22 protein-coding genes are annotated in these 26444 nt (G+C 61.5%); 5 read left to right on the top strand and 17 right to left on the bottom strand.

Going from position 1 to position 26444, the window contains the following annotated elements; genetic code table 11:
* Positions 1 to 183: 183 nt before the first annotated feature.
* Positions 184 to 1581, bottom strand: coding sequence for a CoA transferase (locus AB8A27_RS06720; protein WP_441241244.1), 1398 nt, complete (start codon positions 1579 to 1581; stop codon positions 184 to 186).
* Positions 1582 to 1676: 95 nt separating this feature from the next.
* Between AB8A27_RS06720 and AB8A27_RS06715 the strand changes: the two genes are divergently transcribed.
* Complete coding sequence (locus tag AB8A27_RS06715; RefSeq protein ID WP_441241243.1) at positions 1677 to 1964, top strand: hypothetical protein; 288 nt, start codon at positions 1677 to 1679, stop codon at positions 1962 to 1964.
* A gap of 32 nt (positions 1965 to 1996) precedes the next feature.
* Here AB8A27_RS06715 and AB8A27_RS06710 read toward each other — a convergent pair whose 3' ends face one another.
* The 3 genes from AB8A27_RS06710 to AB8A27_RS06700 are packed head-to-tail and all read right to left on the bottom strand — an operon-like array spanning position 1997 to position 7678.
* A complete protein-coding gene (locus tag AB8A27_RS06710) occupies positions 1997 to 5362 on the bottom strand; it encodes an error-prone DNA polymerase (RefSeq protein WP_441241242.1) in 3366 nt (1121 codons plus the stop codon).
* Positions 5359 to 6942, bottom strand: a complete 1584-nt coding sequence (locus tag AB8A27_RS06705) for a Y-family DNA polymerase (protein ID WP_441244845.1) — start codon at positions 6940 to 6942, stop codon at positions 5359 to 5361. Before AB8A27_RS06705 ends, AB8A27_RS06710 begins: the two co-directional genes overlap by 4 nt.
* The gene (locus tag AB8A27_RS06700; protein ID WP_441241241.1) at positions 6842 to 7678 is read right to left on the bottom strand and encodes an ImuA family protein; all 837 of its coding nucleotides are present in this window, start codon (positions 7676 to 7678) and stop codon (positions 6842 to 6844) included. The genes AB8A27_RS06705 and AB8A27_RS06700 overlap by 101 nt, the downstream gene beginning before the upstream one ends.
* Between AB8A27_RS06700 and AB8A27_RS06695 the strand changes: the two genes are divergently transcribed.
* A complete protein-coding gene (locus AB8A27_RS06695; protein WP_441241240.1) occupies positions 7656 to 7913 on the top strand; it encodes a hypothetical protein in 258 nt (85 codons plus the stop codon). The genes AB8A27_RS06700 and AB8A27_RS06695 overlap by 23 nt on opposite strands.
* 3 nt (positions 7914 to 7916) lie before the next feature.
* Here AB8A27_RS06695 and cnbZ read toward each other — a convergent pair whose 3' ends face one another.
* The 12 genes from cnbZ to AB8A27_RS06635 all read right to left on the bottom strand — a co-directional run bounded on the left by cnbZ (position 7917) and on the right by AB8A27_RS06635 (position 22513).
* Entirely contained in the window at positions 7917 to 8660 is a 744-nt protein-coding gene (cnbZ, locus tag AB8A27_RS06690) for a 2-amino-5-chloromuconate deaminase CnbZ (protein ID WP_441241239.1), read from the bottom strand.
* A 142-nt stretch (positions 8661 to 8802) separates the two neighbouring features.
* Complete coding sequence (locus tag AB8A27_RS06685) at positions 8803 to 11892, bottom strand: MexW/MexI family multidrug efflux RND transporter permease subunit (protein ID WP_441241238.1); 3090 nt, start codon at positions 11890 to 11892, stop codon at positions 8803 to 8805.
* Positions 11893 to 12009: 117 nt separating this feature from the next.
* A complete protein-coding gene (locus tag AB8A27_RS06680) occupies positions 12010 to 13206 on the bottom strand; it encodes an efflux RND transporter periplasmic adaptor subunit (RefSeq protein ID WP_441241237.1) in 1197 nt (398 codons plus the stop codon).
* 1 nt (position 13207) lies between these two features.
* Positions 13208 to 13915 carry a TetR/AcrR family transcriptional regulator gene (locus AB8A27_RS06675; protein WP_441241236.1) on the bottom strand — a complete coding sequence of 236 codons (708 nt, stop codon included), beginning with the start codon at positions 13913 to 13915 and terminating at the stop codon, positions 13208 to 13210.
* 411 nt (positions 13916 to 14326) lie between these two features.
* A complete protein-coding gene (locus tag AB8A27_RS06670) occupies positions 14327 to 15190 on the bottom strand; it encodes a sugar phosphate isomerase/epimerase family protein (RefSeq protein WP_441241235.1) in 864 nt (287 codons plus the stop codon).
* Between the two features lies 1 nt (position 15191).
* A complete protein-coding gene (locus AB8A27_RS06665; protein ID WP_441241234.1) occupies positions 15192 to 16391 on the bottom strand; it encodes a dihydrodipicolinate synthase family protein in 1200 nt (399 codons plus the stop codon).
* An 8-nt stretch (positions 16392 to 16399) separates the two neighbouring features.
* The gene (locus tag AB8A27_RS06660) at positions 16400 to 17551 is read right to left on the bottom strand and encodes a Gfo/Idh/MocA family protein (protein WP_441241233.1); all 1152 of its coding nucleotides are present in this window, start codon (positions 17549 to 17551) and stop codon (positions 16400 to 16402) included.
* A 2-nt stretch (positions 17552 to 17553) separates the two neighbouring features.
* On the bottom strand, positions 17554 to 18951 hold the full coding sequence (locus AB8A27_RS06655; RefSeq protein WP_441241232.1) for a hypothetical protein: 1398 nt from the start codon (positions 18949 to 18951) through the stop codon (positions 17554 to 17556).
* A gap of 11 nt (positions 18952 to 18962) precedes the next feature.
* Complete coding sequence (locus AB8A27_RS06650; protein ID WP_441241231.1) at positions 18963 to 19793, bottom strand: ABC transporter ATP-binding protein; 831 nt, start codon at positions 19791 to 19793, stop codon at positions 18963 to 18965.
* A 71-nt stretch (positions 19794 to 19864) separates the two neighbouring features.
* Entirely contained in the window at positions 19865 to 20857 is a 993-nt protein-coding gene (locus AB8A27_RS06645) for an ABC transporter substrate-binding protein (protein ID WP_441241230.1), read from the bottom strand.
* 70 nt (positions 20858 to 20927) lie between these two features.
* Positions 20928 to 21659: an ABC transporter permease gene (locus AB8A27_RS06640; protein ID WP_441244844.1), complete on the bottom strand. Its 732-nt coding sequence runs from the start codon at positions 21657 to 21659 to the stop codon at positions 20928 to 20930.
* A gap of 194 nt (positions 21660 to 21853) precedes the next feature.
* Positions 21854 to 22513 carry a TetR/AcrR family transcriptional regulator gene (locus AB8A27_RS06635; protein WP_286144413.1) on the bottom strand — a complete coding sequence of 220 codons (660 nt, stop codon included), beginning with the start codon at positions 22511 to 22513 and terminating at the stop codon, positions 21854 to 21856.
* 231 nt (positions 22514 to 22744) lie between these two features.
* Between AB8A27_RS06635 and AB8A27_RS06630 the strand changes: the two genes are divergently transcribed.
* Complete coding sequence (locus tag AB8A27_RS06630) at positions 22745 to 23506, top strand: sulfite exporter TauE/SafE family protein (protein ID WP_441241229.1); 762 nt, start codon at positions 22745 to 22747, stop codon at positions 23504 to 23506.
* A gap of 18 nt (positions 23507 to 23524) precedes the next feature.
* Here the strand turns inward: AB8A27_RS06630 and AB8A27_RS06625 are convergent, their stop codons facing one another.
* Complete coding sequence (locus AB8A27_RS06625; RefSeq protein ID WP_441241228.1) at positions 23525 to 24370, bottom strand: VOC family protein; 846 nt, start codon at positions 24368 to 24370, stop codon at positions 23525 to 23527.
* A gap of 262 nt (positions 24371 to 24632) precedes the next feature.
* On the opposite strand from AB8A27_RS06625, the gene AB8A27_RS06620 reads away from it, so the two are divergent.
* Both AB8A27_RS06620 and AB8A27_RS06615 read left to right on the top strand, forming a co-directional pair.
* Complete coding sequence (locus AB8A27_RS06620; RefSeq protein WP_441244843.1) at positions 24633 to 25526, top strand: sugar kinase; 894 nt, start codon at positions 24633 to 24635, stop codon at positions 25524 to 25526.
* A 5-nt stretch (positions 25527 to 25531) separates the two neighbouring features.
* Complete coding sequence (locus tag AB8A27_RS06615; RefSeq protein WP_441241227.1) at positions 25532 to 26443, top strand: ribokinase; 912 nt, start codon at positions 25532 to 25534, stop codon at positions 26441 to 26443.
* Position 26444: the final 1 nt, after the last annotated feature.

The raw sequence follows: 26444 nt of genomic DNA, 5'->3' as shown, positions 1-26444 counted from the left end.
TAAACAATTGAGATCGTTGATCTAAATTCGTCACTGCCAGGTCCTTGGTAGGAAACGCACTTATTCCGCGGCGATTTGTCCCATTCACGCGCTAATAGTGCGCATCTGGGCGTTCAGACAATCTAAAAACGCATGTGCGCTTACGAATCTTCGTTAAAACTTTGAAATCCTGCGAATGGGTTTTCAACTGCCGGACGGCCATACCGCTGGATGGCTGCCGAGGGGCATGGCCGGACGCGTCCACCCCGCCGGGGTTCGCGATAACACGCCTGCATGACGGACCGCCGACAACTGGCCGAATCCGGACGGCATATCCTCTGTAAAGACTTTGACCACCTCACCCTTCAGATCTTCGACCGCGAGACCTTCCGCGATCCTTCCCATATCCCACAGCCATTGGCCGGTGCGGGCAAGAGAGACCTGCACGTGCCAGCCCCCACCTTCACGCGCCTGACGTGCACGTGCGATCATGGCGCCGAACGCCATTAAGTAGCCGGTGGCGTGATCGAGCATCTGCGCCGGCAATTCCCTGGGTCCGTCGACGCCGGCCGCCTGCCCTTCGGCATGATTGAAGCCGGTCGCGCATTGGACGAGGGAGTCGAAGCCGCGGCGTCCGGCCCATGGCCCGGAACGGCCATAGGCAGAGAGCGAGACATAGACGATGCCGGGACTGACGCGGGCCGCCTCCTCCGGCGAGAAGCCGAGCCCTGCGAGCGATTGCGGACGATAGCCCTGCGAGAAGATGTCCGCCTGCGCAAGCAGCCCCCGTAACGTGTCACGCCCCTGCTCGCTCTGGAGATCCACGAAGCTCGAGAGCTTGCCGCGACCGGTATCGATGGTGAGCCACGGGATCGCCGGCAGATCGGGACTGGAGACCAGCATGACATCGGCACCATGGGCCGCGAGGGTGCGACCTGCGACAGGGCCGGCAATGACGCGCGACAGATCGAGCACGCGCAGACCGGCAAGCGGCCGGGCGCCGATCGGCCACTGCTTCGGTTCGGCATCGCCAATCCGGGTGATCTCGACGAGCGGCAGTTCAACAACGGCTTTGGCCTGCGGCAGCGCCATCCATTCGTCGCGGGATCGCATCAGCGCGACGACGCCGCCAGCCGCATAGGCTGCGGTCTCGAAGGCTTCGCCGTTCCACTGCATCAAAGCCGCCTGCACCGCTTCACGCTCCGGTGCGCATGACAGCACCTGGCAGGCAGCGTCGCGATGATGCGGGAAATTGGTATGGAGCCGGACGAATTTGTCATCGCCCGTCTTGTAGACGCCGGCGATCGCGTCCCAGGCGGGCGGCGGCGGATTACCGTCGCAGCGCAGATAACGCTCGCTGCGGCATTCGACGATCGCGTGGCGCATGTCGACAGAGACAGTCTGCGTCTGTCCGCTGCGTAGCCGCCAGATTTCGGCAGCCGCCATTCCGGCCGCAGCGATACTAACCTGAGCGGCCGCACCGACATGGAATGATGACGGTAATTGCGGCTCATTGCCGGTCAGCGTGACACGCTGGAGCGCCGCAATGTCACCGCCAGCCTGCCTCCAGAGGTCGGCGAGCACTTCACGAATACCGTACATTAACGCCCCCCTTTCCCACGCCACCAATTCAGCTCACGCTTCCAGGTGACCACATCCGTGATCGCACCGTCTTGTACAAGCATGGAGGAGAGACCATGGCCACCATCGATCCATTGACAGCCGGTGCCGTGGTGCTGGCCACGGCTGCCACCGACGCGGTCTATGTGATGTTCACCTCTGCGGTGGTGGCCCGTCGGCGCATACCTGCGGCCACCTGGAGCAGCGTCTGGTATGTACTCTCGTCCTATGCCGTCATCAGCTATACCGAAAACTGGATGTATGTGGGTTTTGCCGCCGTCGGTTCATGGATCGGCGCCTATGCCACTATTACTTTCCTGCACCGGCCACCCGGCGGACCGCCAGTCGGTGCAGCACCTGAATAGGTAATAGCGGCTGAATGGTTTCTGAACGACGCCTAGTGGAAATCCCGCGAGCGCGGCAGGATCCGGACATTGCGCGGATGGCGAATGCGCTGCGCCGGATTGTCGGGATACTCGCGGCGATCGTCATTGACCGGCTCGGGACCCGACAGCATTTGTCGCGGCGGCCCGAGCGCATCATTGGCAAGATGTTTCAGATCGTCCGAACGATCAACGAGCCGTTCGGCAACCAGATGCACGACCTTGTCCGGGCTGCTCTGGATCGTCCCCTCGACCAGAATGAGCCTGGAACCCATGACCTCCCTGCGAAACTGCTCCATCACCTTCGGCCAGACGACGATATTGGCGATACCGGTCTCGTCCTCCAGCGTCATGAAGACAACGCCCTTGGAGCTACCCGGCCTCTGCCGCACCAGTACGACGCCGGCACAGCGCACCCGCCGTTTGTCATTGGCATCTGAGACGCTCGCGCAGGTCACCACTTTCTCGCGCGTGAAATTCGCCCGCAGAAACTCCATCGGATGGCCTTTCAGCGACAGCCTGATGGTTTGATAATCGGCAACTACCTGTTCGGGCAACGGCATCTCAGGCAGAGGCTTCGCATTCTCGTCCGGCTGCTCGCGCGCGGTCGCAACTTCGAACAACGGCAACGGCACATCATCGGGCAGTCGCCTCACCGCCCATAATGCCGCACGGCGATCGAGCCCGATCGATCGAAACGCATCGGCATCGGCCAGCATGATCAGCGCGCGCTTCGGCAAAGCCGTATCGCGTGCGAAATCTTCCAGCGAGGTGAAGGGGCGTCGTTCTCGCGCAGCAACGATGCGTTCGCCCCAATCGTCCGGCCGCGGCCGCGGCTTCTCATGGCTCAGTCTCAGCCTGTCCTCATCGGCATCGACATATTTGAAACCGTCGATCTGGCGAAAACCAAGGCGAAGCGCGCAATATCTCCCGGATCGCTCTTCGAGCGTATTGTGTGCATGACTGAAGGATACGTCGATCTCACGCACCTCGACGCCATTTTCACGTGCATCGCGCACGATCTGCGACGGCGCGTAAAATCCCATAGGCTGCGAATTCAGTAGCCCGCAACAGAACACATCTGGATGATAATGTTTCAGCCATGACGAGACATAGACCAATTGCGCAAAACTCGCCGCATGGCTCTCGGGGAAACCGTAGCTGCCAAAGCCCTTGATCTGGTCGAAACAACTCACGGCGAAGGCCTTGTCGTAACCACGGTCGATCATCTTGCCGACCATCTTCTCTTCGAATGTATGCATGGTGCCGACATTACGAAACGTCGCCATGGCACGCCGCAACCCGTTAGCCTCCTCCGGAGTAAAGTGCGCCGCCTCAATGGCGATGCGCATGGCCTGCTCCTGGAACAGCGGAACGCCCAGAGTTTTGTGTAGGACTTTTTTGAGTTCGTTCTTGTTGCCGCCTTTCGGATACGGATACTCGATCTCGTCGGGGTTCATCGCCCGGCGTTTCAGATAGGGGTGCACCATGTTGCCCTGGATCGGCCCAGGTCGGACAATGGCGACTTCGATGACGAGGTCGTAGAACGTTTTCGGCTTCAGCCGCGGCAGCATATTCATCTGGGCGCGGCTTTCGACCTGGAACACGCCGAGGGATTCACCGCGCTGGAGCATCTCAAAAACTGGCTTGGCATCCTTGTCTTCAGCCTTGATGTCCTTAAGTTCGTAACGCCTCCCCTTATGGTGAAAGATCAATTCGAAGCACCGGCGGATGCAGGTCAGCATGCCCAAAGCGAGCACATCGACCTTCATCATCTTCATCGTGTCGACGTCGTCCTTGTCCCATTCGATGAAGGTACGGTCGTCCATCGCCGCATTGCCGATCGGCACATAGGTGTCGAGCCGGTCCTGCGTCAGTACATAGCCGCCGACATGCTGTGACAGATGGCGCGGAAATTCGATCAGCTCGGTGGCAAGCTCGACCGCGCGCATGATCATCGGATTGGATGGATCAAGCCCCGCCTGCCGCACCTGCATCTCGTTGAGGCCCTTGCCCCAACTGCCCCAGACGGTGTCGGCCAATGCCGAGGTGACGTCCTCGGTCAACCCCAGCACCTTGCCGACATCGCGGATCGCCGAACGCGGCCGGTAGTGAATGACGGTAGCGATGATCGCAGCGCGGTGGCGACCATAACGCCGATAGACATATTGCATCACCTCCTCGCGCCGGACGTGTTCGAAATCGACGTCGATATCCGGCGGCTCCAGGCGTTCCTTGGAGATGAAGCGCTCGAATAGAAGCTCGACCTCGGCGGGGTTCACCGAGGTGATATCGAGCATATAGCAAACCGCTGAATTGGCCGCCGAGCCCCTACCCTGACACAGAATGTTCTGACTGCGCGCGTAGCGGACGATATCGTGTACCGTCAGGAAGTAATGCGCGTAACCAAGCTCGGCGATGAGCGCGAGCTCCTTATTCAGAGTGGCAATCAACTTCGGATCTTCCGTCTTAGGAAAATGCCGTTTCATTCCTTCCCAAGTCATGTCTTCGAGATGCTGCTGCGCCGTTTTGCCGGGCGGCACAGGCTCATCTGGATATTGATATTGAAGCTGATCAAGAGAAAATGTGATGCGATCGGCGAAACGGATGGTTTCACGGATCGCACCGGGATAATCGCGAAACAGCCGGATCATATCTGCAGCCGGCTTCAAATGCCGTTCGGCATTCACCTCGAGCTTGCGGCCGATCTTGTCGATGGTCGTCTTCTCGCGGATGCAGGTCAGAACATCCTGCAACGGCCGTTGGCCGTCATGGTGATACAAGACATCATTAGTCGCCAGCAGCGGCACACGGACCGTTCCTGCAATACGTTCGAGTCGCGCAAGGCGCCGCTTGTCGTCGCCGCGATGCAGGAAACTAGCGGCGAGCCACACATTGCCAGGACATGCGTTGATCAAACGATCAAGCGTTTTGAGCGCCGTGACCTCATCGAAACGATGCGGCAGGGAAACAATGCAGAGTTGCCCCTCTACAAAAGTGATGAGATCGGCAAGCGTGAGATGGCAGTCGCCTTTATCCGCCTCGAGCTTTCCACGGCTGAGCAACTGACACAGCCGCCCATAGGCGTCGCGATCCCGGGGATAGATGATAATGTCGGGCGTGCCATCCATGAAGACGAGACGCGCACCAATCAGCAGACGCGGAGGATGTAAGACTTTTTTGTTTCCCAATTCACTATAGGCGCGCACCACGCCGGCCAGCGTGTTGTGATCAGAAATGCCGATAATGGGCAGGCCAATCTCGCTCGCCTGATGCACATAGCTTTGCGGATGCGAGCCGCCGTGCAGAAACGAAAAATTGGTGGTGATGCCGATCTCGGCATAGGCCGGCGCCGACGGTTTGACTGCGTGCCCGCTCATGCGAACAGCCCGTGCACGAACCATTTTGGCGGCACCGGCATTCCTTCGTCGTCGGTGAATTCGTTGTATAACCCATCGCGAAAGATCCAGAGCCGCTGCCCAATATCGTCCTCGACGCGGAAATAATCGCGCGTTGGTCTAGCCTCCTGCGAACACCACCATTCCATGGCGATGCGCTCCGGGCCTTCGGCCCGGCGCACGATGTGGTTTGTCCGTCGCCATATGAAGGAATGCGGCGGCTTGTCGGGAAATTCAGCGAGCGCCACCTCGATCGGCTCGGGCCGCTCGAACAGGCGTAGCGGTCGCAGCGGCGGTTCGTCGGCGATGCGTAGCGGCCACGGCGCCAGAGAGGCTTCGATCAGGTTCCGTTGTGCCGGCATCGGGTTCGCTTCGCGCTCCGGAATATGCGTATCGACAGGCAGATGCACGAGCACACGGCGCGGGCCGATCCGCGCCGAGAGACGATCCACCAGACCGATCACCTCGTCATTGTCCTGCGCATGCGCGTCCAGATCGCTCTGCTGCTGCACCACGATCTCGGTGTGGCTTGCCGACAGCCGGATCATGTCGAACCCGAAACCGGGATCTAGCGGATCGGCGATGGCATCCAGGCGCTCGCGGAACAAGCGATCGATGACCTCGCTCCGGTTCACCGCCTGCCCGGTCTGCGCGGCGATCACGCGCACGACGCCGTCGGTGCGGAAGAAGGATGCTTCCAGGTGGCGGGCACCTTTGCCTTGCTTGTCCATCGCCGCGATCAGCATGCGGGCCAGCACATTCAGCGTCGCGGCAATGACGGCATCGGTCGCCACCGGCTCGGGAAACCGTTTCTCGACAATGTAATCCGGCAGCGGCTTTCGCGGTGAGATCGGCGCATCGGCCTGTCCCAGCGCTTGCTCCAGCAATGCCGTGAAACCCGCGCCAAACCGCGCGGTGATTTCATGGCACGCACGGCCTGCGACATCGCCGATGATTTTCAGACCTGCACGCCGCAATCCGCGTATGATCGCATCATCCGCACCGAGCGCATAAAGCGGCAGCGGCATGACGGCCTTGGCTTCGTCGCCTGCCACGACGATGCGGCCATGCTTGTAGCGGCTCAATGTACGGGCACAGACCGACGTGCCGGCGATCGCCGCGCTGACGACAAAATCTTGCCGATCGAGCGTTGCGCAGAGCTGCTTCATCAATGCCGCCTCGCCGCCAAAGAGATGTGCGCAGCCGGTGATATCGAGAAACAAGCCATGCGGCGGATCGAGCGCAACCAGCGGCGTAAAGCGATCGCACCAGTCGGCGATGGCGTTCAGCAGTTCGGCATCGGCGACGGGATCGGCATCGCAGACATCGATATCGGGACAGACGGCGCGGGCATTGGCGAGCGGCAGGCCTATCTCGAGGCCGAGCTTCGCGGCAGCATCGTTCAGCGCCGTGATCTGCCAGGCATTGCTCTCCTTGGTGACGACGATGACAGGTTTGTCGTCATGCACTTCGTGCAACGCGCCGCTTCGGGCGCGCTGGCGCTTGATGCGGTCGGTCGGCAGGCGCGGCAGCCACAGGCTGAGAATACGCCTTGTCTGCAACAGACCTGTTGCCTGCACCAGATTTGGCTTCACGGAAAAGGCACTCATCACATTTCCATTCCATGATCCATCGGCCGGTCTGGCCGTGGCGGTTGCGAACTAGTTGCGTGTCGAGGATGGGCGCTCCCCAGGCCTCCCATGGTGCCGTTGGCGGCGAACGCGCGGCCTGCACCACCCAGCGCGTCTCGGCGGTGCTTACTGCCGGCAGCGCCGAGGTGCGCAGCATCACGCAGCTCACGCCGGAGGTTTGTGCGGCGAGCGTATATTTGCGGCTGGCGACAAGATCGAACTGGCGCACCTCGCCCCACAGATCGAGCACCACGGCGCCGAGCGCATCGCAGGCCAGGCCATCTGCGCCGACACGCAGCGCCATCTCGGCATCCGCCGCCTGCACCAGCACGATGCGGCGCGGATCGAGACCGAGTTCGGCCAGGCCCGTCATCGCCAGTGCGCCTGCTTCGCGTGCGACAAAATCCTGTCGCACCCAGAGCAGCGGCTTTCCCTTTGTCAGGCGCTGGGCAATGCCGGCAACGAAACCCGTTGCCGCGCCGACCTGCCGCGTCTCCAGGGCGAACACTTCGTGCAGCGTACCGCGCACGAGCCCACCTTGCAGCGTGGCGTCGGCCTCAGCATGACCAAGCGCCACGCGATCGAGGCAAGCGATATCCGCATGCGCCTCGATCCGTTCGATGCTGCCGCGCAGACGCGCAAGCATGTCCGTGCGTACGCCGGTCATGCGCCGCTCCTCAAAATCACTGCCGACAAAGGTTTTGAATGAACCTGCTGCCGGGCAGCTTGTTCATGTTATGTTCTATATAACGCCAAGAGGTGAGGATGAGTCAATCGGGATCGCGACCCCAATTTTCACGCCGGTATTGGATGAGGACGCCAAGGCCCGCGAATACATGCATGTCGTCGATGACCTGCGCATGGTCACCCAGTATCCGAGTGAGGCAGCGCGCGCTGCCTGACGGTCAGATCACGAATTCACGCATCACACGCCGCGTATCCATCTCGAATTCGAGATCGACAACCGGCGGCCGCGCGAAATGCCAGGTCATGCCTTGCCGTGAGGCACCGCGCCTGACCAGTTCATCGGCCACCACGGGATGGAAATCCTGCACCGTGTAGATCTGCGTCGCAGTCGTGTCCTTCCACGAGAATCCGAATTCGCCCAGACGCTCTTCCATATTGCTCATGGTCATCCGCGTTTTCTCCCGGAATGCATCCGGCGAGGTCTCGCGATAGCGCGTGATGCGCTCCGGATATGTTCCAGGTCCACCGCGCGCTTCAGCGCCACCCGCAATCACGAAAGTCGGCTTGGCACCGAGCGACGGCCGCGTGAACGAGAAGGCGTAAAATGACGGTTCGCTCGGCGGATCGATCTCGAGGCAGACATTGCTGCGTGCGACGGGATTGTTGGTGCCGTCGAAGATGCCCCACTCGGCGAGCGTCTTGACGTAATGCTCGTTGAACTTCCGGAAACCGGCTTCGTCAACCACTGCGGGCGAGCGCAGTTCGCAGGCGCAGAACGATGTCAGCGGGCGATCGGCCGCGAGAATGTAATCGGCAATGCGCGCAAACCCGTCGGCCAATGGCAGCCATCTATCGAAACGAACGCGCTCGATCTCGAAATCCGCATTGGCGGCAACGCCGCTGGAATACTGAAACACTGCGGGAATATAGCGATAATTGCCGGCCGGAAAATCACGCGTCATGGGGTGGGTCCTGTGGGCGCCAATCTTGTGGGGAGCAAGCGGGCCGCCAAAAGATAATGGCGGATCGCATGAAACGATCCGCCATCCAACCTCAAACCTTGTGGCCCCGCAAGCTCAGCTTCGCAAGGCCGCGTCCGTGCAATTAGGCCGTCCGCGTATGCTCCAGATCGAAATCCGCGATCTGCTTGGCACGTTCCGTTTCCTTGCCGGCGCGGTGATCGGTGGCGATGGCCACATAGACCGCGGGCAGCACGAACAGCGTGAACAGCGTGCCGATCATCATGCCCGAGACGACCACGAGGCCGATCGAGAAGCGGCTCGCAGCACCAGCACCCGCCGCGGTGAGCAACGGCAGCAAGCCGGTGACCATCGCCGCCGTGGTCATCAGGATCGGACGCAGACGCACGCGGGCGGCCATCTCGATGGCCGAGCGACGATCGAGACCTTCCTTGAGCTGCAGTTCGTTGGCGAACTCCACCATCAGGATGCCGTGCTTCGAAATCAGACCGACCAGTGTCAGCAAGCCGACCTGGGTGTAGATGTTGATCGTCGCCACGCCGAAGAACAGCGGGATCAACGCGCCCAGGATCGCCATCGGCACAGTAATCATGATCACAAGCGGATCGCGCAGACTTTCGAACTGTGCTGCCAGCACCAGGAAGATGATGATCAGCGCGAAGCCGAACGCCACTGCCAGCTGATTGCCTTCCTGCACATACTGCCGGGAATCCGCGAGATAATCGTGGTTAAATCCCGAGGGCAGTTGCTTGGCCGCGCCTTCGAGGAAGTCGACCGCCTGCCCCACCGTCACGCCGGGCATCGGCACCGCCTGGAAGGTCGCCGAATTCAGCTGGTTGTAGTGCGACAGCGCATTCGGGTTGGTGCCGGTTTCCACCTTCACCAACGTCGACAACGGCACCTGCTGGCCCGTCGTCGTCGGCACGTAGTAGTTCGCCAGCGAATCCTGCGAAATGCGCATGCCGCGCGGCACCTGCGGGATCACCTGATAGGAGCGCCCCTCTAGATTGAAGCGGTTGGTGTAGTTACCGCCGAGCAGCGTTGCCAGCGTGTTGCCGATGCTCGACATCGTAATGCCGAGGTCGTTGGCCTTGGAGCGATCGATGGAAACGCGCACCACCGGCTGATTGAAATCGAGATCGCTGTCGCTGACGATGAACAGGCCGCTCTTGCGCGCGGTGTCCTTCAACTTGACCATCTCCTCATAGACCGACTGGAAACCGTTGGTCGAGCTGATCACCATCTGGATCGGCAGACCGCCGGGACCGCCCGGCAGCGCCGGAAGGTTGAATGCGAAGGCGTTGACACCTTCGATCTTGCTGAGTTCGGCCTGCACCAGCGGCTTCAGCTGCGTGGACGAACGCTTGCGTTCGTCCCACGGCTTCAACAGCATGCCGGCGATACCGTTGCTCGGACCGTTGGTGCCGTTGATGATGAAGCGCAGATCGGTTTCCGGGAACTTCTTGAACACCTCGTCCATGCGATCGCCATAGAAATCCGCGTAGTCGATATTGGCGTATTTCGGCGCCTTGGTCACAGCGAACAGAATGCCCTGATCTTCCTCGGGCGCCAGTTCCTTCGACGTATTCACATACATGAAGCCGACGAGGCCCAGGATGACGACGGCAAACATGGCCGTGATGGGGCGATAGTCCAGCGAGCGGTCGAGCTGCCGGCCATACCAGCGCGTGGTGGCGCCGAACACTCTGTCCACCTTCTTGGCGAACCAGCCCGGCTCTTCCTGCTTCAACAGCACCGAGCACATCATCGGCGACAGTGTCAGCGCGATAACGCCGGACACGATCACCGAGCCCGCAAGCGTGAAGGCGAATTCGCGGAACAGCGCACCGGTCAGACCGCCGATGAAGCCGATCGGCGCATACACCGCCGCCAGCGTGATGGTCATGGAGATGACCGGGCCAACGATCTCGCGCGCGCCTTCCAGCGACGCCTGCACCGGCGATTTGCCCTCTTCCAGATGGCGGTGGATGTTCTCCACCACCACGATGGCGTCGTCGACCACGAGGCCGATGGCGAGCACCATTGCCAGCAGGGTCAGCAGGTTGATGCTGAAGCCCATGATGAGCATGAGACTGCAGACGCCAACCAGCGACAGCGGAATCGTCACCACCGGGATGATGACCGAGCGGAACGAGGCCAGGAACAGGAAGATCACCACGATCACGATGCCGACGGCTTCGATCAGCGTGTGCTCGACTTCCTCGATCGACGACGTGATGAACTTGGTGGAGTCGTAAGCGACCTTCATCTTCAGCGATGGCGGCAGGTTACGCTCGAGTTCGGGGAACAGCGCGCGCACGCCCTTGACGATGTTGAGCGGATTGCCGAGCGGCGTCGCCTGCACGCCGATGAAGATCGCGCGCTCACCACTAAACGCCACGCTCGCGTCGGTACTCTGCGCCGCAAGTTCGATGGTGGCGATATCCTCCATACGGACGAAGCCGCCGTCCTTGGCTTTCACCGTCATGCGCTTGAATTGCTCGACGTTCTGCAGGTCGGTATTCGCCGTCACATTGGAGACGATGTAATAGCCCTTGGTCTGACCGGCTGCGGCCTGGAAGTTGTTGGCGCGGATCGCCGCCGAGACATCGTCCGGAGATACACCGCGGCCCTGCATGCGGAGCGGATCGAGCCACAGGCGCATGGCGAAGGTCTGACCGCCGAGGATTTCGGCCGATGCCACGCCGTCCACCGTCGACAGGATCGGCTGCACCGCGCGCGTCAGGTAGTCGGAGATCGCCGAGCCGGACAGTTCCTCGCTGGAAAAGCCGAGATACATAACGGCCGTCGTCGAACCCGTGGACTTCAGAATGACCGGGTCATTCGCTTCGCGCGGGATCAGATATTTGACCGAATTGACCTTCGACAGCACTTCGGTGAGCGCGGCATTGGGATCGACGTTGAGCTTGATATAGACCGAGATCAGGCTCTGGCCCTGCGTCGACGCCGACGTCATGTAGTCGATGCCTTCAGCAGCTGCGACGGCCTGCTCGATCGGCGTGGTGATAAAGCCCTGCATCAGATCCGGCGACGCGCCGGGATATACCGTGGTGACGGTGATCACGGTGTTCGACAGTTTCGGATACTGACGGATCGGCAGACTGGTTGCGGCCTTGAAGCCGATCAGCAGGATCAGCAGGCTGACGACCAGCGCCAGTACCGGGCGCTTGATGAAGATATCCGTGAAGACCATTGCGGTCGCTCCGTCATCGGCATCATCCGCCGGCCATCACAGGCCGCACGACGATGCGAGAAAATTCATTCAGATGAACCGGGACGGACCGCATGTCGCGGCCCGTCCATCGGGGTCTCAGTTCAGCGGCGCCTTCGCCGGAATCTGCGGCAATGGATCGGTCGAGATCGACACCAGCGCGCCGGACTGCAACTTGAGCTGCCCAACCGCCACGACGCGGTCGCCGGCCTTCAGGCCCTGCGTGATCACCGCACGGCCATCGATGCGGTCGCCAGTACGCACGAAGGTGCGCACCGCCGAGAGCTCGGTCTTGCCATCGTCGGTCTTCTTCTCGGTGATCAGGTAAACCGAGTCACCATAGAGCGTGTAGTCGACTGCGGTTTCCGGCACGGTGATGACAGCCGGCTTGTTCGGCAGCACGACTGTCGTGGTCGCGAACATGCCCGGCTTCAGAATGCCTTCCGGATTCTGCAGCGTCGCCTGGACGCGAATGTTACGCGTATCCGCGCTGATCTGCGGCTCGATCGTGGTGATCTTGCCCTCGAACTTGCGGCCCGGATAGGCGTCCACCGAAATGCGCACAACCTGACCGACCTGCAGCTTGCCGGAGTCTTTTTCCGTGACCGTGAAGTTGTTGTAGACGGCGGACAGATCGGTGAGCGACACGATCTGCGTGCCGGCCGTCAGGTACTGGCCGACTTCGACCCGACGCGTGCCAAGCACACCGTCGAACGGCGCGCGCACCTGCTTCTGCGAAATCACCGCTTCAGTCTTGGCGATGCTGGCCTGTGCCTGATCATACACCGCCTGCGTGGTGTCGACGGTGGCCTGCGGGCCAACCTGACGCTCGGCGAGCTGCTTGGCGCGGTCGAGATTGATGCGTGCCACGGTGGCAGCCGCCTTGAAGTTGGCGAGGTCGCCCTGATCCGGTCCGTCGAACAGTTGCACCAGCGGCTGGCCGGCCTTGACGGTCGCGCCCGCGGTGAACTGGATGTCGGTAATGCGGCCGTTGACGTCAGAGGTGACGTTGACCTGATGCACGGCGGCGAGATCGCCAACGGCGCTGATCAGGTTGGGCACAACTTCGGACTTCGCATCCGCAACACTCACCACACTCGGCGGCGGCTTCATGGTGGCGAAGAACTGCTTGATCATGTGGGCGCGGAACGCGTTGAAGCCCACCAGGCCGCCCACCAGGATCGCCAGCAGGATGCCGACGATGATGAACCAACGCACCATCCGCGGACGCGGACGGGGCTTCTCGACAGTCGTGCGCGGCGCCGTGCTGCTGCTGGGTTCGGTCGTGAGTGTCATGTCATGCGCTTTCTGTCGTAGTCGCTGGCATCAGGTACGCCGGAAGCTCGCGATCGATATACGTCGCGATCGCCGTGTCTTTCAGTCCGATACCGCGGAGAATAAACTCACAAAGTTGCCGCTCGTTGTCGGCGGTGCTGGCATAAGGCAAACAGGGAACCGAGGGAAGGCGCGATAATGCCGCCATCATCGCGGTATGATGCGCGAACCAGAAAAGACCCATCGGCTCTTTTCCGATCCGGACCGCGTCGCCCGTCCGGACAGCGTGTTCAAGTGACGCCGTAAAGGTCGGGCCGATCAGTTCACCGATCTTGTCAAACAGCAGCCGGGCGAATTCGCCGTCCTGCAACTGGCTGATGACCATCAGCCGCAGGCGCTGCGCCTCTTCATGATCGGGATCTGGATCGCGCGGAATGTCGAGGAAGTGCCCGACCATGCCGCGAATCAAAATCACCAGCGTCTCGGTCGACGGCGGCAGACCGAGCAGCTTGTTCAGTCCGGGATCGGCTTCGCATTCTTCAGCCAGGATCTCGGCATAGAGCGCCGACTTGGTCGGGAAGTGCTTGAACAGCAGGCCTTCCGAAATCGACGCGGCTGCCGCCACGCTCTTGGTCGTGGTGCCTGCAAATCCATTGCGCGCAAAGCATCGCTTTGCCGCGCTCAGGATCAGCTCGCGCCTGAGATCATGGGTCATTCGAAGTGTGCTCATAGCGTCGTGAGTAAGCACTCACCTCTATTCGTGTCAAGAAAATGGTGCGTTGCATCCGGAGAATGACTGCAGGTGGTATCTGGCCGCCACAGTGTTGCATTCTCGCGACGCCAATGCGCCCGAGCGATGGGTTCCCACAAGATGAGGGGTGGCAGCGCGCCGTGAACCGCAAAGGGTGGTTTCTGTCGCGATCCGCTCACCCGAGCGCCGGTAAGCTGCAACCGCGCAACGCCTCAGGGCGCCACACCGCAGACAAGTTTACGCAGTCTGCCACTGCTATGGGCAATTTCTGTCCCAGGGGCCGCGCTTCCTGGGACGTGGCGCCAGCAGGTTTCCCCGCTTTTGCCTGTCCCAGTCCAGCCGTTTCCGGCGGAGCCACGCGTGGGCCCGGAATGACGCGCGTGGGTTTGTCTACACCACCGTCTTGTGGCGCTCGATGCAGGTCGTCAGCACCTCATCCATCGACTTGCTCCACCAGTTCTCCGAAAATATCTCGATCTCGGAGTAACCGGCGAAGCCTTGCGCTTCAACGGAGGCGCGCGCCGCTTTGATGTCGATGACGCCGTCGCCCATCATGCCGCGGTCGTTGAGGATGTCCTTGGTGGGCACCAGCCAGTCGCAGACATGAAACGCGAGCAGACGGTCCTTCCCTGCCCGCGCGATCTGCGCATGCATCTCCGGATCCCACCAGATGTGATAGACGTCGAGGGCGACACCGAGCATGCCAGTGCGGTTAGGATCAAGACGATCGCAGATGTCGAGCGCCTGTTCGGTGGTGTTTACGCAGGCGCGGTCGGCCGCGTAAGCGGGATGCAACGGCTCGATGGCCAGCGGCATCTTCGCCTGCCTGGCGTATTCCATCATCTCGGCGATGCCATCATCGACCTGCGCGCGCGCATTGATGATGTTCTTCGAGGGCGCGGAGCCCGGCCGCGAATATTGCGGCAACCCGCCGACCACGAGCACGATGCACGGCGACCCCAATGCCACCGCTTCATCGACGCAGCGGCGATTGTCGTCGCGCTCCTGCTGGCGGTGCGCGTTGTCGGCAACGAACATGCCGCCGCGGCAATAGCCGGACAGTTCGAGATCGTGATCCCTGACCGCCTTCACGGCCTTGTCGAGGCCGACATGGGCGACCTGATCGCGCCATGGCGAGACGCCGCGGATCTTGTGACGCGCGCAGGCCTCCGTGATGGCGACGAAGTCGCCCTGCTTGCGGACTGTTGCCGTATTCAGCGACAGCCAGCGATGATCATTCGAGAAGTCACGCATGTCAGGCTTCGATCCCGCGTGTGGCCATGATCGCCTTCATGCGCTGCGTCGCCAGTTCGGGATTGGCGAGCAGGCCCGCCTTGTCGGCGAGACGGAACAGTTCGGCGAGGTGCTGGGTCGAGCGCGTGCTTTCCTGGCCGCCGATCATAGTGAAGTGGTCCTGATGGCCGTTGAGATAGGCCATGAACACGATCCCGGTTTTGTAGAACCGCGTCGGCGCCTTGAAGATGTGACGCGACAGCGGCACCGTGGGACCGAGCACATCGTGGAAGCCGGCCTCGTCGCCCGCCGCGAGACGCGACAATGCATAGGACGCGGCAGGTGCGATGGCATCGAAGATGCCGAGCAGCGCATGCGAGAAGCCCTTGTCGTCGCCGGCAATCAGTTCGGCATAGTTGAAGTCGTCGCCGGTATACATCTTGACTTTGGGATCAAGACGACGACGCATGTCGATCTCGCGCTGCGCGTCGAGCAGCGACACCTTGACGCCGTCGACCTTGGCAGCATTGCGGTTGATGACGTCGACCGCGATGTCCATGGCCGTATCGAGGCTCGACGTGCCCCAGTAGTTCGCTAATGCCGGATCGAACATGTCGCCGAGCCAGTGGATGATCACCGGCTGCTTCGACTGCGACAGGATACGGTCATAGACGCGGCCATAGTCGTCGGCGCTCTTGCCGAGTTTGGCCAAAGCGCGCGACGCCATCATGATGATACGGCCGCCAACCTTCTCGATGGCTTCGAACTGCTGTTCGTAGGCCTTGATCACGTCGTCGATGGACTTCGCATCTTCCACCGCGAGGTGATCGGTGCCCGCACCCGAGAACACCAGCGCGCCGCGCGGCTTGGCCGCCGCGACGGAGCGCGTGATGAGTTCGAGCGAGGTCGGCCAGTCCATGCCCATGCCGCGCTGCGCGGTGTCCATCGCTTCCGCGACGCCGAGACCGAGGTCCCAGACATGTTCACGGAACGCGATGGTGCGGTCCCAATCGATGGTCTGATTGAGCCACGGGTCGCATTCCGCCAGCGGATCGGCAACGATATGCGCCGCCGAGAAGGCAATACGGTTCAGCGTGCCGTCCAGCTTGACCGGGAACGTACGCGACGCCGCGAGACGATAGGTCTCGATCGAACGATCGGCCTTCGGCAGCTTCAGCGACAGCGTTGAGCCGGCAGACGTGGGCATGACTGGCTTGTTCATGACGAACCTCAGACCTTGAGTGTGGGAACGTCGATCCAGCGACGCTCCTTCCAGCTTTCCAGCGCGCATTCGACGAGCTGCACGCCCTTGGCGCCTTCGAGCAGCGTGTACTTGTAGGGTGCATCCTCGCAGACGTGACGGATGAACATTTCCCACTGCTCCTTGAAGCCGTTGTCATAGACGGCGTTGTCCGGAACCTTCTGCCAGTCGGCATAGAAGTCGTGGGTGCGCTTCTCGTCGGGGTTCCAGATCGGGCGCGGCGTCGCCTGACGGGCCTGGATCATGCATTCGGTGAGACCGGCAACGGCCGAACCGTGGGTACCGTCGACCTGGAAGGTCACGAGATCATCGCGATAAACGCGCGTGGCCCAGGACATGTTCATGTGGGCGATGACGCCGCCCTTCAGCTTGAAGGTCGCATAGGCGGAGTCGTCGGCAGTTGCCGTGTACTTCTTGCCCTGCTCGTCCCAGCGCGCCGGAATGTCGGTGGTGCCCAAGCACGTCAGGCTCTCGACTTCGCCGAACAGGTTGTCGAGCACGTAACGCCAGTGGCAGACCATGTCGAGGATCATGCCGCCGCCATCTTCGGCGCGGTAGTTCCAGGATGGGCGCTGCGCTTCCTGCCAGTCGCCCTCGAACACCCAGTAGCCGAACTCGCCGCGCACCGAGAGCATCTTGCCGAAGAAACCGCTGTCGCGCAGCATCGCCAGCTTCTTCAGGCCGGGCAGAAACAGCTTGTCCTGCACCGTGCCGTGCTTGAGGCCTTTTGCGTTCGCCTTCTTGATGACGTCGAGCGCCGCTTCCAGATTGGTCGCGATCGGCTTCTCGCAATAGATGTGCTTGCCCGCCTCGATGGCGCGGTTGAGCAGACCCGGACGCGCCTGCGTGGTGGCGGCGTCGAAGAAGATGGTGTCGTTCTTGTCGGCGAATGCCTTGTCGAGATCGGTGGTCCAGCGCTCGATGCCATGTTTCTTGGCAAGTCCCTCGATCTTCTCGGCGTTGCGGCCGACCAGGATCGGATCCGGCATCATGCGGTCGCCGTTCTTCAGCGTCACGCCGCCCTGCGCACGGATCGCAACGATCGAGCGCACGAGATGCTGGTTCAGACCCATACGGCCAGTGATGCCGTTCATGATGATGCCGAGGCGGTGGACAGCCATAGTCAGGACTCCTGGAGGACTTTAGTTTGGGGGACTTCAAGCGGCGACAGCGCCGTCCAGTCCGGATGTGCGCCGGATGCGAATCCGGCAGAGGTCAGTGATCCCGTGAGGAGATCGCCGTCGTGGATCTGCAGCCGGACGATATCGCCGTCGCGGCTGTAGAGATCGGGATGGGCGTCAAGGAAGGCTTCGGCCTCTGCATCCGGCGCTGTGCCGAAGCCATCGACGTAATGATGGCCGTTGCGTTCGGCATGGGTGACGCCGATCAGCGCGCCGAGCGCGAGATCCTGCTGTACGCCAAGGCCGGCCTGGCAGGTGAGATCCTCGCCGGTGATGAAATGATCGACACCCTGCGCGCTCCACGCCGCAGCGCGGGTCGCATTCGCAATCGACTTGTAGAAGCCCTTGCAGGATTTCGAGGAAATGCCGCGATAGCCCAGCGCCCTGGCGGCGGGGAATGCGTCCCAGCTATCGTCGGCCTCGTCGATGATGAAATTGCGCGACGACAAATTGCCGAGCGGCGACTCGCGCGTGATGTCGCGCGGCATCGGCTGTTCGATATAAAGCAGCTTCGCGGCGATGGGTGATAGCGCAGCGTCGTTGTCCAGGCGATCGACCAGCGCGCCAAGCGCCTTGAGATCGGCATATTGCTCGTTGGCGTCGAGCGAGACCTGATAATCGTAAGGCAGTGTGGTCAGTGCCTGACCAATGCGCGTTAGCCGTGCCGCATCCGCTTCCGGATTGCCGTTCATCTTGAGCTTGAAGTAGCGTGCGCCGCTGTTCTCTCTGGAGTCAGCGACACCGCCCTCGCCTTCGATCACATCATCGAGGCCGACGGTGTGGCGCAAGGCGACGCGCGGCAGACGCTCACGGCTCGCGAGGAAAGTCGCGATGTCGTCAGCACCGAGATCGGGCGCCAGACGCGCGGTGAGTCCGGCGACATTGGCGCTCATGCCGGTGAAGAAGTCAGCACCCAGCCCGCGCAACAGCGCATCCAGCACGGCCTTGTCGATCTCGGCCGGACCAAAGCTTGCAGCCAGCGGAGGAATGTCCAGTTCGGCGCAGGCCTTCATCTGGTCGCCGATGCAGGCGGCATGCAAACCAAAAGCCGAAATGAAACCAGACTGCGCGCGATAGAACTCTTTCGCGATGACCAGCGACTGACGCAGTTCGTTCACGGTATCGTCGATAGCGAGATGCGGCCGCTTGTCGAACCACTTCGGTACCATCAACTCGGCGGAGGCGCCGACGAACACGCCCCTGCCCTCGACCTCGAGTTCGACACGCACGAAAGCCTGCGGCGCGGCGTTGACCGTCACGGCGCCAAAGCGAAACGACCGCACGAACGCCACGTGGCGTTCGAACAGCGTAATGTCTCGCAAGGCGATCCGTGGCGACATGGAAATGGGCCTTAATCCAGCGCGCTGTTGGTCATGAAGTGCTTGCGGATGCGCGCGACCAGATCGGTGAAGATCGGGTTCGACATCGCATCGAGCGTGCGTTCGCGGCCAAGCGGCACATCATAGATCGCAGCGATGCCGCCGGGGCGCTCGGTCATGACCAGCACCTTGTCGGCGAGGAACACCGCTTCGGGAATCGAGTGGGTGATGAGGAGAATTGTCTTGCCGGTGGTGCGCTGGATGCGCGACAGCTCGACATTCATCTTCTCGCGCGTCATGGCGTCGAGCGCGCCGAACGGCTCGTCCATCATCATGATCTTGGGATCGTGCACCAGCGCACGACAGATCGAGGCGCGCTGCTGCATACCGCCGGACAACTGCCACGGCAGCTTCTTCTCGAAGCCTTCGAGGCCGACCATCTTCAGAAGCTCTTTCGCGCGTGGGATATATTTCTCGCGCGACAGGTTCTTCATGTCGATCGGCATCAACACGTTATTCAGAATGTTCCGCCACGGCAGCAGCAGCGCGTTCTGGAACACGATGCCGACATCGCCATGGGGCTCGGTGACCTTGTTGCCGTCGACGTGGATCTCACCAGTCGTCGGCGCAAGAAGGCCCGAGATCAGTTTGAGCAGTGTGGACTTGCCGCAGCCGCTTGGACCGACCACGACGAAGAACTCGCCGTCATTGATGTGGAAGTCCAGGGGACGCAGCGACTGCACCTGGCCGTCGCCGGTCCCATAGGTCTTGGAGACGCCGGAGAGATTGATCCCCGACGCCTTCGATGGTGCGGACTGCTCGGATACGACGCGAAGATGCGCACTCGGTTGATCGACGCTCATGGTCCTCATCGCTGCAGTCATTAAGGCTAGTCCTGTTGGTTTCGTCAGTTCGGTCGAGATAGCCGGGCCGGTTACTTCGGCAGATACTCGTTGGTGTAGAAAGCCTTCGGATTGTCCTTGGCCTTGGCTTCCAGACCGCCGTATTCGACCATCAGCTCCACCGAGTCCTTCATGTTCTGGTCGGTGACCTGGAACGGGCGCTTACCTTTGGTTTCCGGCGTGGTGTAGAGCGGGATGGTGAGTTCGAAGCCCTGGGTCAGGGTATCAATCTTGCCGCCCTTCGGATTGGCATCGAGGATCGACTGCGCAGCAGCCTTCGGCTCCTTCGACGCAGCTTCAACGGCCTTGGTGGTGGCCGACATGAAACGCTTCACGAGATCAGGATTGGCCTTCACGTAGTCGGTGTTGGCGATGATGCCCGACGACACAAGATGAATGCCGTAATCGGCGAACTTGATCGGATACACTTCCTTGCCAGTGGCGTCCTTGATCTTCATGGACTGGTCCATGACATAACCGAGCAGCAGGTCCGCCTGGCCGTTAATGACGGCATTCAGCTTGGTCTGTCCGTCGCCGGCGACGGTCTTGAAATCGGATTCCTTGAGGCCGGCCTTCTTGAGGAACAGCGGCCAGATCTGGGTCATCGAATCCGCAGGCGTGATCGCCACGGTCTTGCCCTTGATGTCGTCCGGCTTCTTGATGTTCTTGTCGACGAAGCCCATCGCGGACATCGGCGAGGTCTGCAGCAACACGCCGGTGGCGATCACCGGAGCGCCCTTCACGGCGGCGCGCATCATGGTGGGAACGTCGACATAGCCGAAATTCACGCTCTTGGCGGCGACGGCCTGGGTAGTGGCAGCCGAACCGCGGCCTTCCTGGATCTCGAGATCGATGCCTTCGGCTTCATAGATGCCCTTGGCCTTGCCGTAATAGAACGGCGAATGCTCACCATAGACGTACCAGTTGAGCATCAGCGTCACCTTGTCGGCAGCAGCAGCCGGCGTGGCGAATGCGACAACCGCAGTGAGCGCGGCGGTGGAAACAGCGGTAACCCATCTCAGCATGTTTAGCCTCCCATTGAAGCAGGTGAAGGCGGCCCGTTAACCGGACCGCTTTTGGAGTTTGCGCGCCCGATCAGGACGCGATGAAGACATCCGCGCGCTGGCTGACGTGCCAGGGAATTGCAAAACGTTCGATACGATCGACAAGCCAGAACAGAATGACACCAAGCAGTGCGAGGATCACGAGGGCCGCAAACATCGTCGGCAGGTCGAAGGTGCCGATCGAGCGCTGCAGCACATAACCGATGCCGGAATTGGAGCCGACGAATTCACCGACCACAGCGCCGACGACAGCGAGCGTGACGGAGACCTTGAGACCGGAGAAGATCGCCGGCAGCGCGTGCGGCAGGTTCACCGCGCAAAATACGCGCAAGCGGCTGCCCTTCATGGCGCGGGCAAGATCGACCATATCGGGATCGACCGACTTGAACCCCTGCACCGCCGACACGACGACGGGAAAGAAACCGAGCAGGAAAGCAGCGATGATCTTCGGCACGATGCCGAAGCCGAACCACACCACGAACAAGGGCGCGATGGCGACTTTGGGAATCGACTGCGAGAACACCAGCAGCGGATAGACATAGCTCTCGACGGTCCTGGAGCCGGCGATCAGCATGGCGATGGGAATGCCGAACACGGCCGATGCGAGAAAGCCGAGTAGCGTAGCGTAAGTCGTGGGCCATGACTGCGCGAGCAGTTCGGGCCAGTCGGTGTAAAGCACCTTCACGACGTCGCCGGGCGCAGGGATCTGATAGGCGGGAATGCCGAAGATACGGATCGCCAGATCCCAGCCGACCACGATCATCACCAGCAACAGGAATGGGCGCAGCCATGAGGCGTTCAGCAGCTTCGATACACTGCCGGGTGCTTTCTTCTCACTCACGCGTCTCGTCTCCCAGATACCGGCTTCGCGGTCGCATTTAACTCGTTGGATAAATACACCGCATGGCTTCGCCATTGTCAATTGGCCGCTTAACTAGCGAAAATTATGAAATGATTTCAGGCGCTTTGGCGGGCCGGCGTGTGGACAACCGTCGCGGGCGGCAGCTGGAATTCGGCCACGGACCGGCCGGTGAGCGCTGCCAGGACCAGCGCCACCATATGGGCCAGCCGCTCGTCCCTCGCCTCTTTCGCGAGGAGATCCCTGCCGAAGATCACGCTGAGCGTGGCGTTGTTGCCGATATAGAAAAAGCTCAGCGCAGCGATGGAAATGTAGAGCTGCACCGGATCCATCGCGACCTTGAAATCGCCCGTTGCCACGCCGCGCAGAACCACCGTGCGGATCATCTCCACGAAGGGCGAATGCATCGACTTCACCTTGGTGGAGCGCTTGATGTGCTTCGCGCGCTCCAGATTCTCGGTGTTGAGCAGCGCGAGGAATTCCGGATTGCGGATAAAGTAGTTCCAGGTGAAGGCGATCAGGCTCTCGATAGCTTCCGGCGGATCGAGATGTTCGAGATCAAGCGTACGCTCTTCGGCACGGATCTGCTCATAGGCACCTTCGAGTACCGCAAGATAGAGATCGTCCTTCTTGCCGACATGGTAGTACAGCATGCGCTTGTTGGCGCCGGCCTGTGCAGCGATGCGATCGACGCGCGCACCGGCAAGACCTCGGCTAGCGAATTCCTTCTTGGCAGCCTCGAGAATGCGCAGACGCATCCCTTCCGGGTCGCGCTGCCACTTCAATGCTTTCTTCGGCGCTTTTTTAGTTGTTTTTGCCAAACCAGTATCCCGTCGCTCAGCGGAATGACGCAACAGCCGCAAGTCTATCGCGTGTAGCATGCGTTTGCGCGCTTGAGAACAAAGCATGTTCTGGGCCATATGTGCAAACGGGCATCGCCTTTTGCGGGTGCCGTCGCTATCACTGCCCTGCCCCAACCGGACCTGCCTGTGCCTGCGATCATCACCGACCCACTCTTCTACGCCGTCGCCATTCCGGCGGTGATTTTCCTCGGTCTCTCAAAAGGCGGCTTCTCCGGCGTCGGCATTGCCGCCACGCCGCTGCTGGCGCTGTATCTGCCGCCGCTCGAGGCGGCCGCCTTGCTGCTGCCAGTGCTGATCACGCAGGACCTGATCTCGATCTATGTCTATCGCCGCGAATGGGACGCCTCGAATCTGAAGATCATGCTGCCCGGCGCGGTCGCCGGCATGACGCTGGCGTGGCTGCTCGCCTCCTATATTTCCGACAATGCCGTTCGTATCACCGTCGGGCTGATTGGCCTCATCTTCGTGATCGACGTCTGGCGCAAGCGCGCCAGGATCGAACCAACCCGCATGGGTCCGGCCGGTGGCGTATTCTGGGGCGCGGTATCGGGCTTCACATCCTTCATGACCCAGGCCGGCGGCCCGCCATTTCAGGTTTATGTGCTGCCGCAGCGGCTGCCGAAGCTGGTGCTGGTCGGAACCACCACGATCTTCTTCGCCGTCGTCAATGCGCTGAAGATCGTGCCCTACTTCGCGCTCGGCCAATTCCACGCCGGCAATTTCGCGACATCGGTGGCACTGCTGCCGATGGCCATCATCGCGAACTTCATGGGCATCTGGTTGGTGAAACACACGCCCACCAAGCTGTTCTACAACATCGCCTATGCGCTGCTGTTCGTGATCTCGCTCGTGCTGCTGTGGCAGGGCACGTCGCATATCTGGCGATAGACGGCGAGCTCCTGCCCCTCACAAGTCCTTCCCGGTCCGCTCGATCAGCAGCGTCGGGATTCCCAGCGTGCCGTCGCGCAGGCTGACGACGCGGGTGCCGGGCTTGCGGCCGGCGCGGACCTCGGACACGTTCACATGGGCAGCGAGAAGACGTTCGCGCGCCGCATCGATATCGGCGACGCGCCAGGTCATGCCCCACAGCACATCGTGATGGACATCGCCGTCGTCATGCGGGCGCTGCACCACTTCGACGATCAGGTCGCCGCAGCGGAAAAACATCAGGTGCCCCCAATCGGGATTGGAGCGATCCAGCGCCAGGTCGAGGCCGAGCCGTGCGCCATAGAGTGCGGCGGCACGTTCGGGATCGTGGGTCGACACCACGATATGGTCGAGGCCGATGATCGGACTGTCGCTGGTACTGGTCGAGACTTCACGTTCGCCATTCAGCTCAAGGAAAAACTGGCGGACGCCGCGGGTGTGATCGGTCGCCGCACGGGTGCGTTTCCAGGACAAGAGCGCGCCGGTGTCGCGGTCCCGGCTCTCGACTTCAGTTATGGGCTCGGGCTTCAAGGCAACGCGATCGAGGCGGCGGTGCATCTTCGCAATGTCGGCGGTGGCGAAACAGATACTGGCAAGTGACCCGCCGGTTTCCGGAAGCACGGCACGGATGCGGTCAGCCGCGGCGCCCTCGCCGTGCGGCGCCATCAATTCGACGGACATATTGGCGAGGGTGAAGATCGCCGTCTCCGCCCCGTCGGTCTTGCTGCGCCAAGCCGGCTTGCGCGCGAACAGCGTCTGATAGGTCGCAATCCCCGCTTCCAGATGTTCCAGCAGAATGACGACGTGATCCAGCCCGGTGATCATCACGCTCTCCCTTGCGAGTCTTCTGCGCCCAGTATGGCAGCTTTTCCGCACCGGGTGCTCAAAAGGACGCAGCCCGCACCGCCGATCTGCCCCAGTGTGGCCACGACACCGTCCCAGACGGAGATCCGGCGCAACTGTTTTGGCAGCGCACAATTTCGATGGCAAGCGGCTCGCAACCGCTGTTAAGCTGCGTCATGGCCATGCCGGAGGCCGCACCGCCATCAACCATGCGCGCTATCGCTTCTCAGAGACGGACGGATTCATGCAGGCTCTCTTCATCGGACAGACCTATATCGACGTCACCTTCATCACCGACCACATGCCGACCGGCGACGAGAAGCACGTCGCCTCCGACTATGCGGTGTCGTTCGGCGGCAATGCGGTCACCGCTGCCTTCTGCTGTGCCAAGCTGGGCATCGTGCCCGATCTGATCGCCACCGTCGCCAATGACTGGCTCGGCCGCATGTTCATGGACATGGCGGCGAAATACGCCATCGAGATTCATCCGCGCAAGGTGGCGAGTTCGTCGCTGTCCTTCATCATGCCGAAGGACGGCAAGCGCGCCATCGTGCGCTGCCGCGACGACGAGCATATCCATCCGTTCCCGCTGCTCAATCTCGGCGCCTGCCGCGCGCTCCATATCGATGGCCATCAGCCCGATGCGGCGATCCACTATGCGAAGCTGTGCCGCGAAGCCGGCATTCTCACCTCACTCGACGGCGGCGGCTTGCGCACCAACACCCATGAACTGCTGGAATTCATCGATGTCGCCATCGTCGCCGAACGTCTCTGCGAGCAGATGGACCTGACGCCGGAGAAGATGCTCGACTATCTCAAAAGCCGCGGCTGCCGCGTCGGCGGCGTCACGCTCGGCGAGAAGGGCCTGCTCTGGTATGACGAGGCCGGCACTGTGCACACGCTCCCCGCATTGCCGATCCCGCGCGACAAGGTGATCGACACCAACGGCGCCGGCGATGTGTTCCACGGCGCTTACGTCTATTCGTACCTCGCCAATCCCGGCCATAGCTGGGCTGAGCATTTCAAATTCGCGCGGGCCGCATCGACCTTCAAGATCCAGCGACTTGGCAATGAAGCGGGACTACCGACATTGGCTGACATCGCGGCGGTGCGTGAGGAATATCGGGCGCAGGTGTGACCACCATGGGCCGGATTGTCGTCGCCGGCAGCATCAATATGGACGTGGTCGCGACCGCCGACCGCCATCCGGCGATCGGCGAGACCGTGACTGGCCGCGAGGTGTTGTATTTTCCCGGCGGCAAGGGCGCGAACCAGGCCGTTGCTGCAGCGAAACTTGGTGCTGCGACCATGCTGATCGGCAGTACCGGCGCGGATGCCTTCGGGCGTGACACCAGGGCATTTCTGGCCATGCAAGGCGTCGATCTCGCTCACGTCCGCGAGATCAGTGGCGTTAGTACCGGAACGGCGATCATCACCGTGGCAAATGCCGACAACACCATTGTTGTCGTTCCCGGCGCCAATGCGTTGGTGAGCGCGGCCGATGCCGCCGCGCCCGCATTCCGGCAGGGCGATGTTGCCGTCAGCCAGTTTGAAATTCCGCTGCCGACCATCACGGTTTTCTTCACGCGGGCGCGCGCATCCGGTGCAACGACGATTCTCAATCCGGCACCGGCGATGCCGATCGACCGCGAGCTCATGGCTCTGGTCGATGTCCTGATCCTCAATGAAAGCGAACTCGGCCTGCTCGCAGGTGTCGAACTGCATGAAACAGATCCCGATGCGCGATTTGTCGATGCCGCTTCGACACTGCAGACTGGTCATCGGCCGAACATCTGCGTCACGCTGGGCAGGCGCGGCGTGATCGCGCTGGTCGATGGAGATGTACATTTGGCGGCTGGCCGCCCCGTGAAAGCCATCGACACCACCGGTGCCGGCGACTGTTTCGTGGGCGCTGTTGCCGCGCAGCTTGCGGATGGACACTCACTGCAGAGCGCCATTGGCTATGCCAATGTCGCCGCCTCGCTTTGCGTGCAGCGGATGGGCGCCGGGCCATCGATGCCGACAGCGCAAGAAGTGTCAGCGGCGACTGGCTAGC

It is taken from the genome of Tardiphaga sp. 768_D3_N2_1 (assembly GCF_052076105.1).
GTDB lineage: Bacteria > Pseudomonadota > Alphaproteobacteria > Rhizobiales > Xanthobacteraceae > Tardiphaga.
Note: the sequence above shows the minus strand (reverse complement) of the source record. Positions and strands in the feature narration are given on the sequence as shown.

What these genes read in the sequence shown, in the direction of transcription:
- AB8A27_RS06720 (WP_441241244.1), bottom strand. Translation starts at nt 1,581, where the DNA reads ATGTACGGTATTCGTGAAGTGCTCGCCGACCTCTGGAGGCAGGCTGGC.
- AB8A27_RS06715 (WP_441241243.1), top strand. Translation starts at nt 1,677, where the DNA reads ATGGCCACCATCGATCCATTGACAGCCGGTGCCGTGGTGCTGGCCACG.
- AB8A27_RS06710 (WP_441241242.1), bottom strand. Translation starts at nt 5,362, where the DNA reads ATGAGCGGGCACGCAGTCAAACCGTCGGCGCCGGCCTATGCCGAGATC.
- AB8A27_RS06695 (WP_441241240.1), top strand. Translation starts at nt 7,656, where the DNA reads ATGTCCGTGCGTACGCCGGTCATGCGCCGCTCCTCAAAATCACTGCCG.
- AB8A27_RS06700 (WP_441241241.1), bottom strand. Translation starts at nt 7,678, where the DNA reads ATGACCGGCGTACGCACGGACATGCTTGCGCGTCTGCGCGGCAGCATC.
- cnbZ (WP_441241239.1), bottom strand. Translation starts at nt 8,660, where the DNA reads ATGACGCGTGATTTTCCGGCCGGCAATTATCGCTATATTCCCGCAGTG.
- AB8A27_RS06685 (WP_441241238.1), bottom strand. Translation starts at nt 11,892, where the DNA reads ATGGTCTTCACGGATATCTTCATCAAGCGCCCGGTACTGGCGCTGGTC.
- AB8A27_RS06680 (WP_441241237.1), bottom strand. Translation starts at nt 13,206, where the DNA reads ATGACACTCACGACCGAACCCAGCAGCAGCACGGCGCCGCGCACGACT.
- AB8A27_RS06675 (WP_441241236.1), bottom strand. Translation starts at nt 13,915, where the DNA reads ATGAGCACACTTCGAATGACCCATGATCTCAGGCGCGAGCTGATCCTG.
- AB8A27_RS06670 (WP_441241235.1), bottom strand. Translation starts at nt 15,190, where the DNA reads ATGCGTGACTTCTCGAATGATCATCGCTGGCTGTCGCTGAATACGGCA.
- AB8A27_RS06665 (WP_441241234.1), bottom strand. Translation starts at nt 16,391, where the DNA reads ATGAACAAGCCAGTCATGCCCACGTCTGCCGGCTCAACGCTGTCGCTG.
- AB8A27_RS06660 (WP_441241233.1), bottom strand. Translation starts at nt 17,551, where the DNA reads ATGGCTGTCCACCGCCTCGGCATCATCATGAACGGCATCACTGGCCGT.
- AB8A27_RS06655 (WP_441241232.1), bottom strand. Translation starts at nt 18,951, where the DNA reads ATGTCGCCACGGATCGCCTTGCGAGACATTACGCTGTTCGAACGCCAC.
- AB8A27_RS06650 (WP_441241231.1), bottom strand. Translation starts at nt 19,793, where the DNA reads ATGAGCGTCGATCAACCGAGTGCGCATCTTCGCGTCGTATCCGAGCAG.
- AB8A27_RS06645 (WP_441241230.1), bottom strand. Translation starts at nt 20,857, where the DNA reads ATGCTGAGATGGGTTACCGCTGTTTCCACCGCCGCGCTCACTGCGGTT.
- AB8A27_RS06640 (WP_441244844.1), bottom strand. Translation starts at nt 21,659, where the DNA reads ATGATCGTGGTCGGCTGGGATCTGGCGATCCGTATCTTCGGCATTCCC.
- AB8A27_RS06635 (WP_286144413.1), bottom strand. Translation starts at nt 22,513, where the DNA reads ATGCGTCTGCGCATTCTCGAGGCTGCCAAGAAGGAATTCGCTAGCCGA.
- AB8A27_RS06625 (WP_441241228.1), bottom strand. Translation starts at nt 24,370, where the DNA reads ATGATCACCGGGCTGGATCACGTCGTCATTCTGCTGGAACATCTGGAA.
- AB8A27_RS06620 (WP_441244843.1), top strand. Translation starts at nt 24,633, where the DNA reads ATGCAGGCTCTCTTCATCGGACAGACCTATATCGACGTCACCTTCATC.
- AB8A27_RS06615 (WP_441241227.1), top strand. Translation starts at nt 25,532, where the DNA reads ATGGGCCGGATTGTCGTCGCCGGCAGCATCAATATGGACGTGGTCGCG.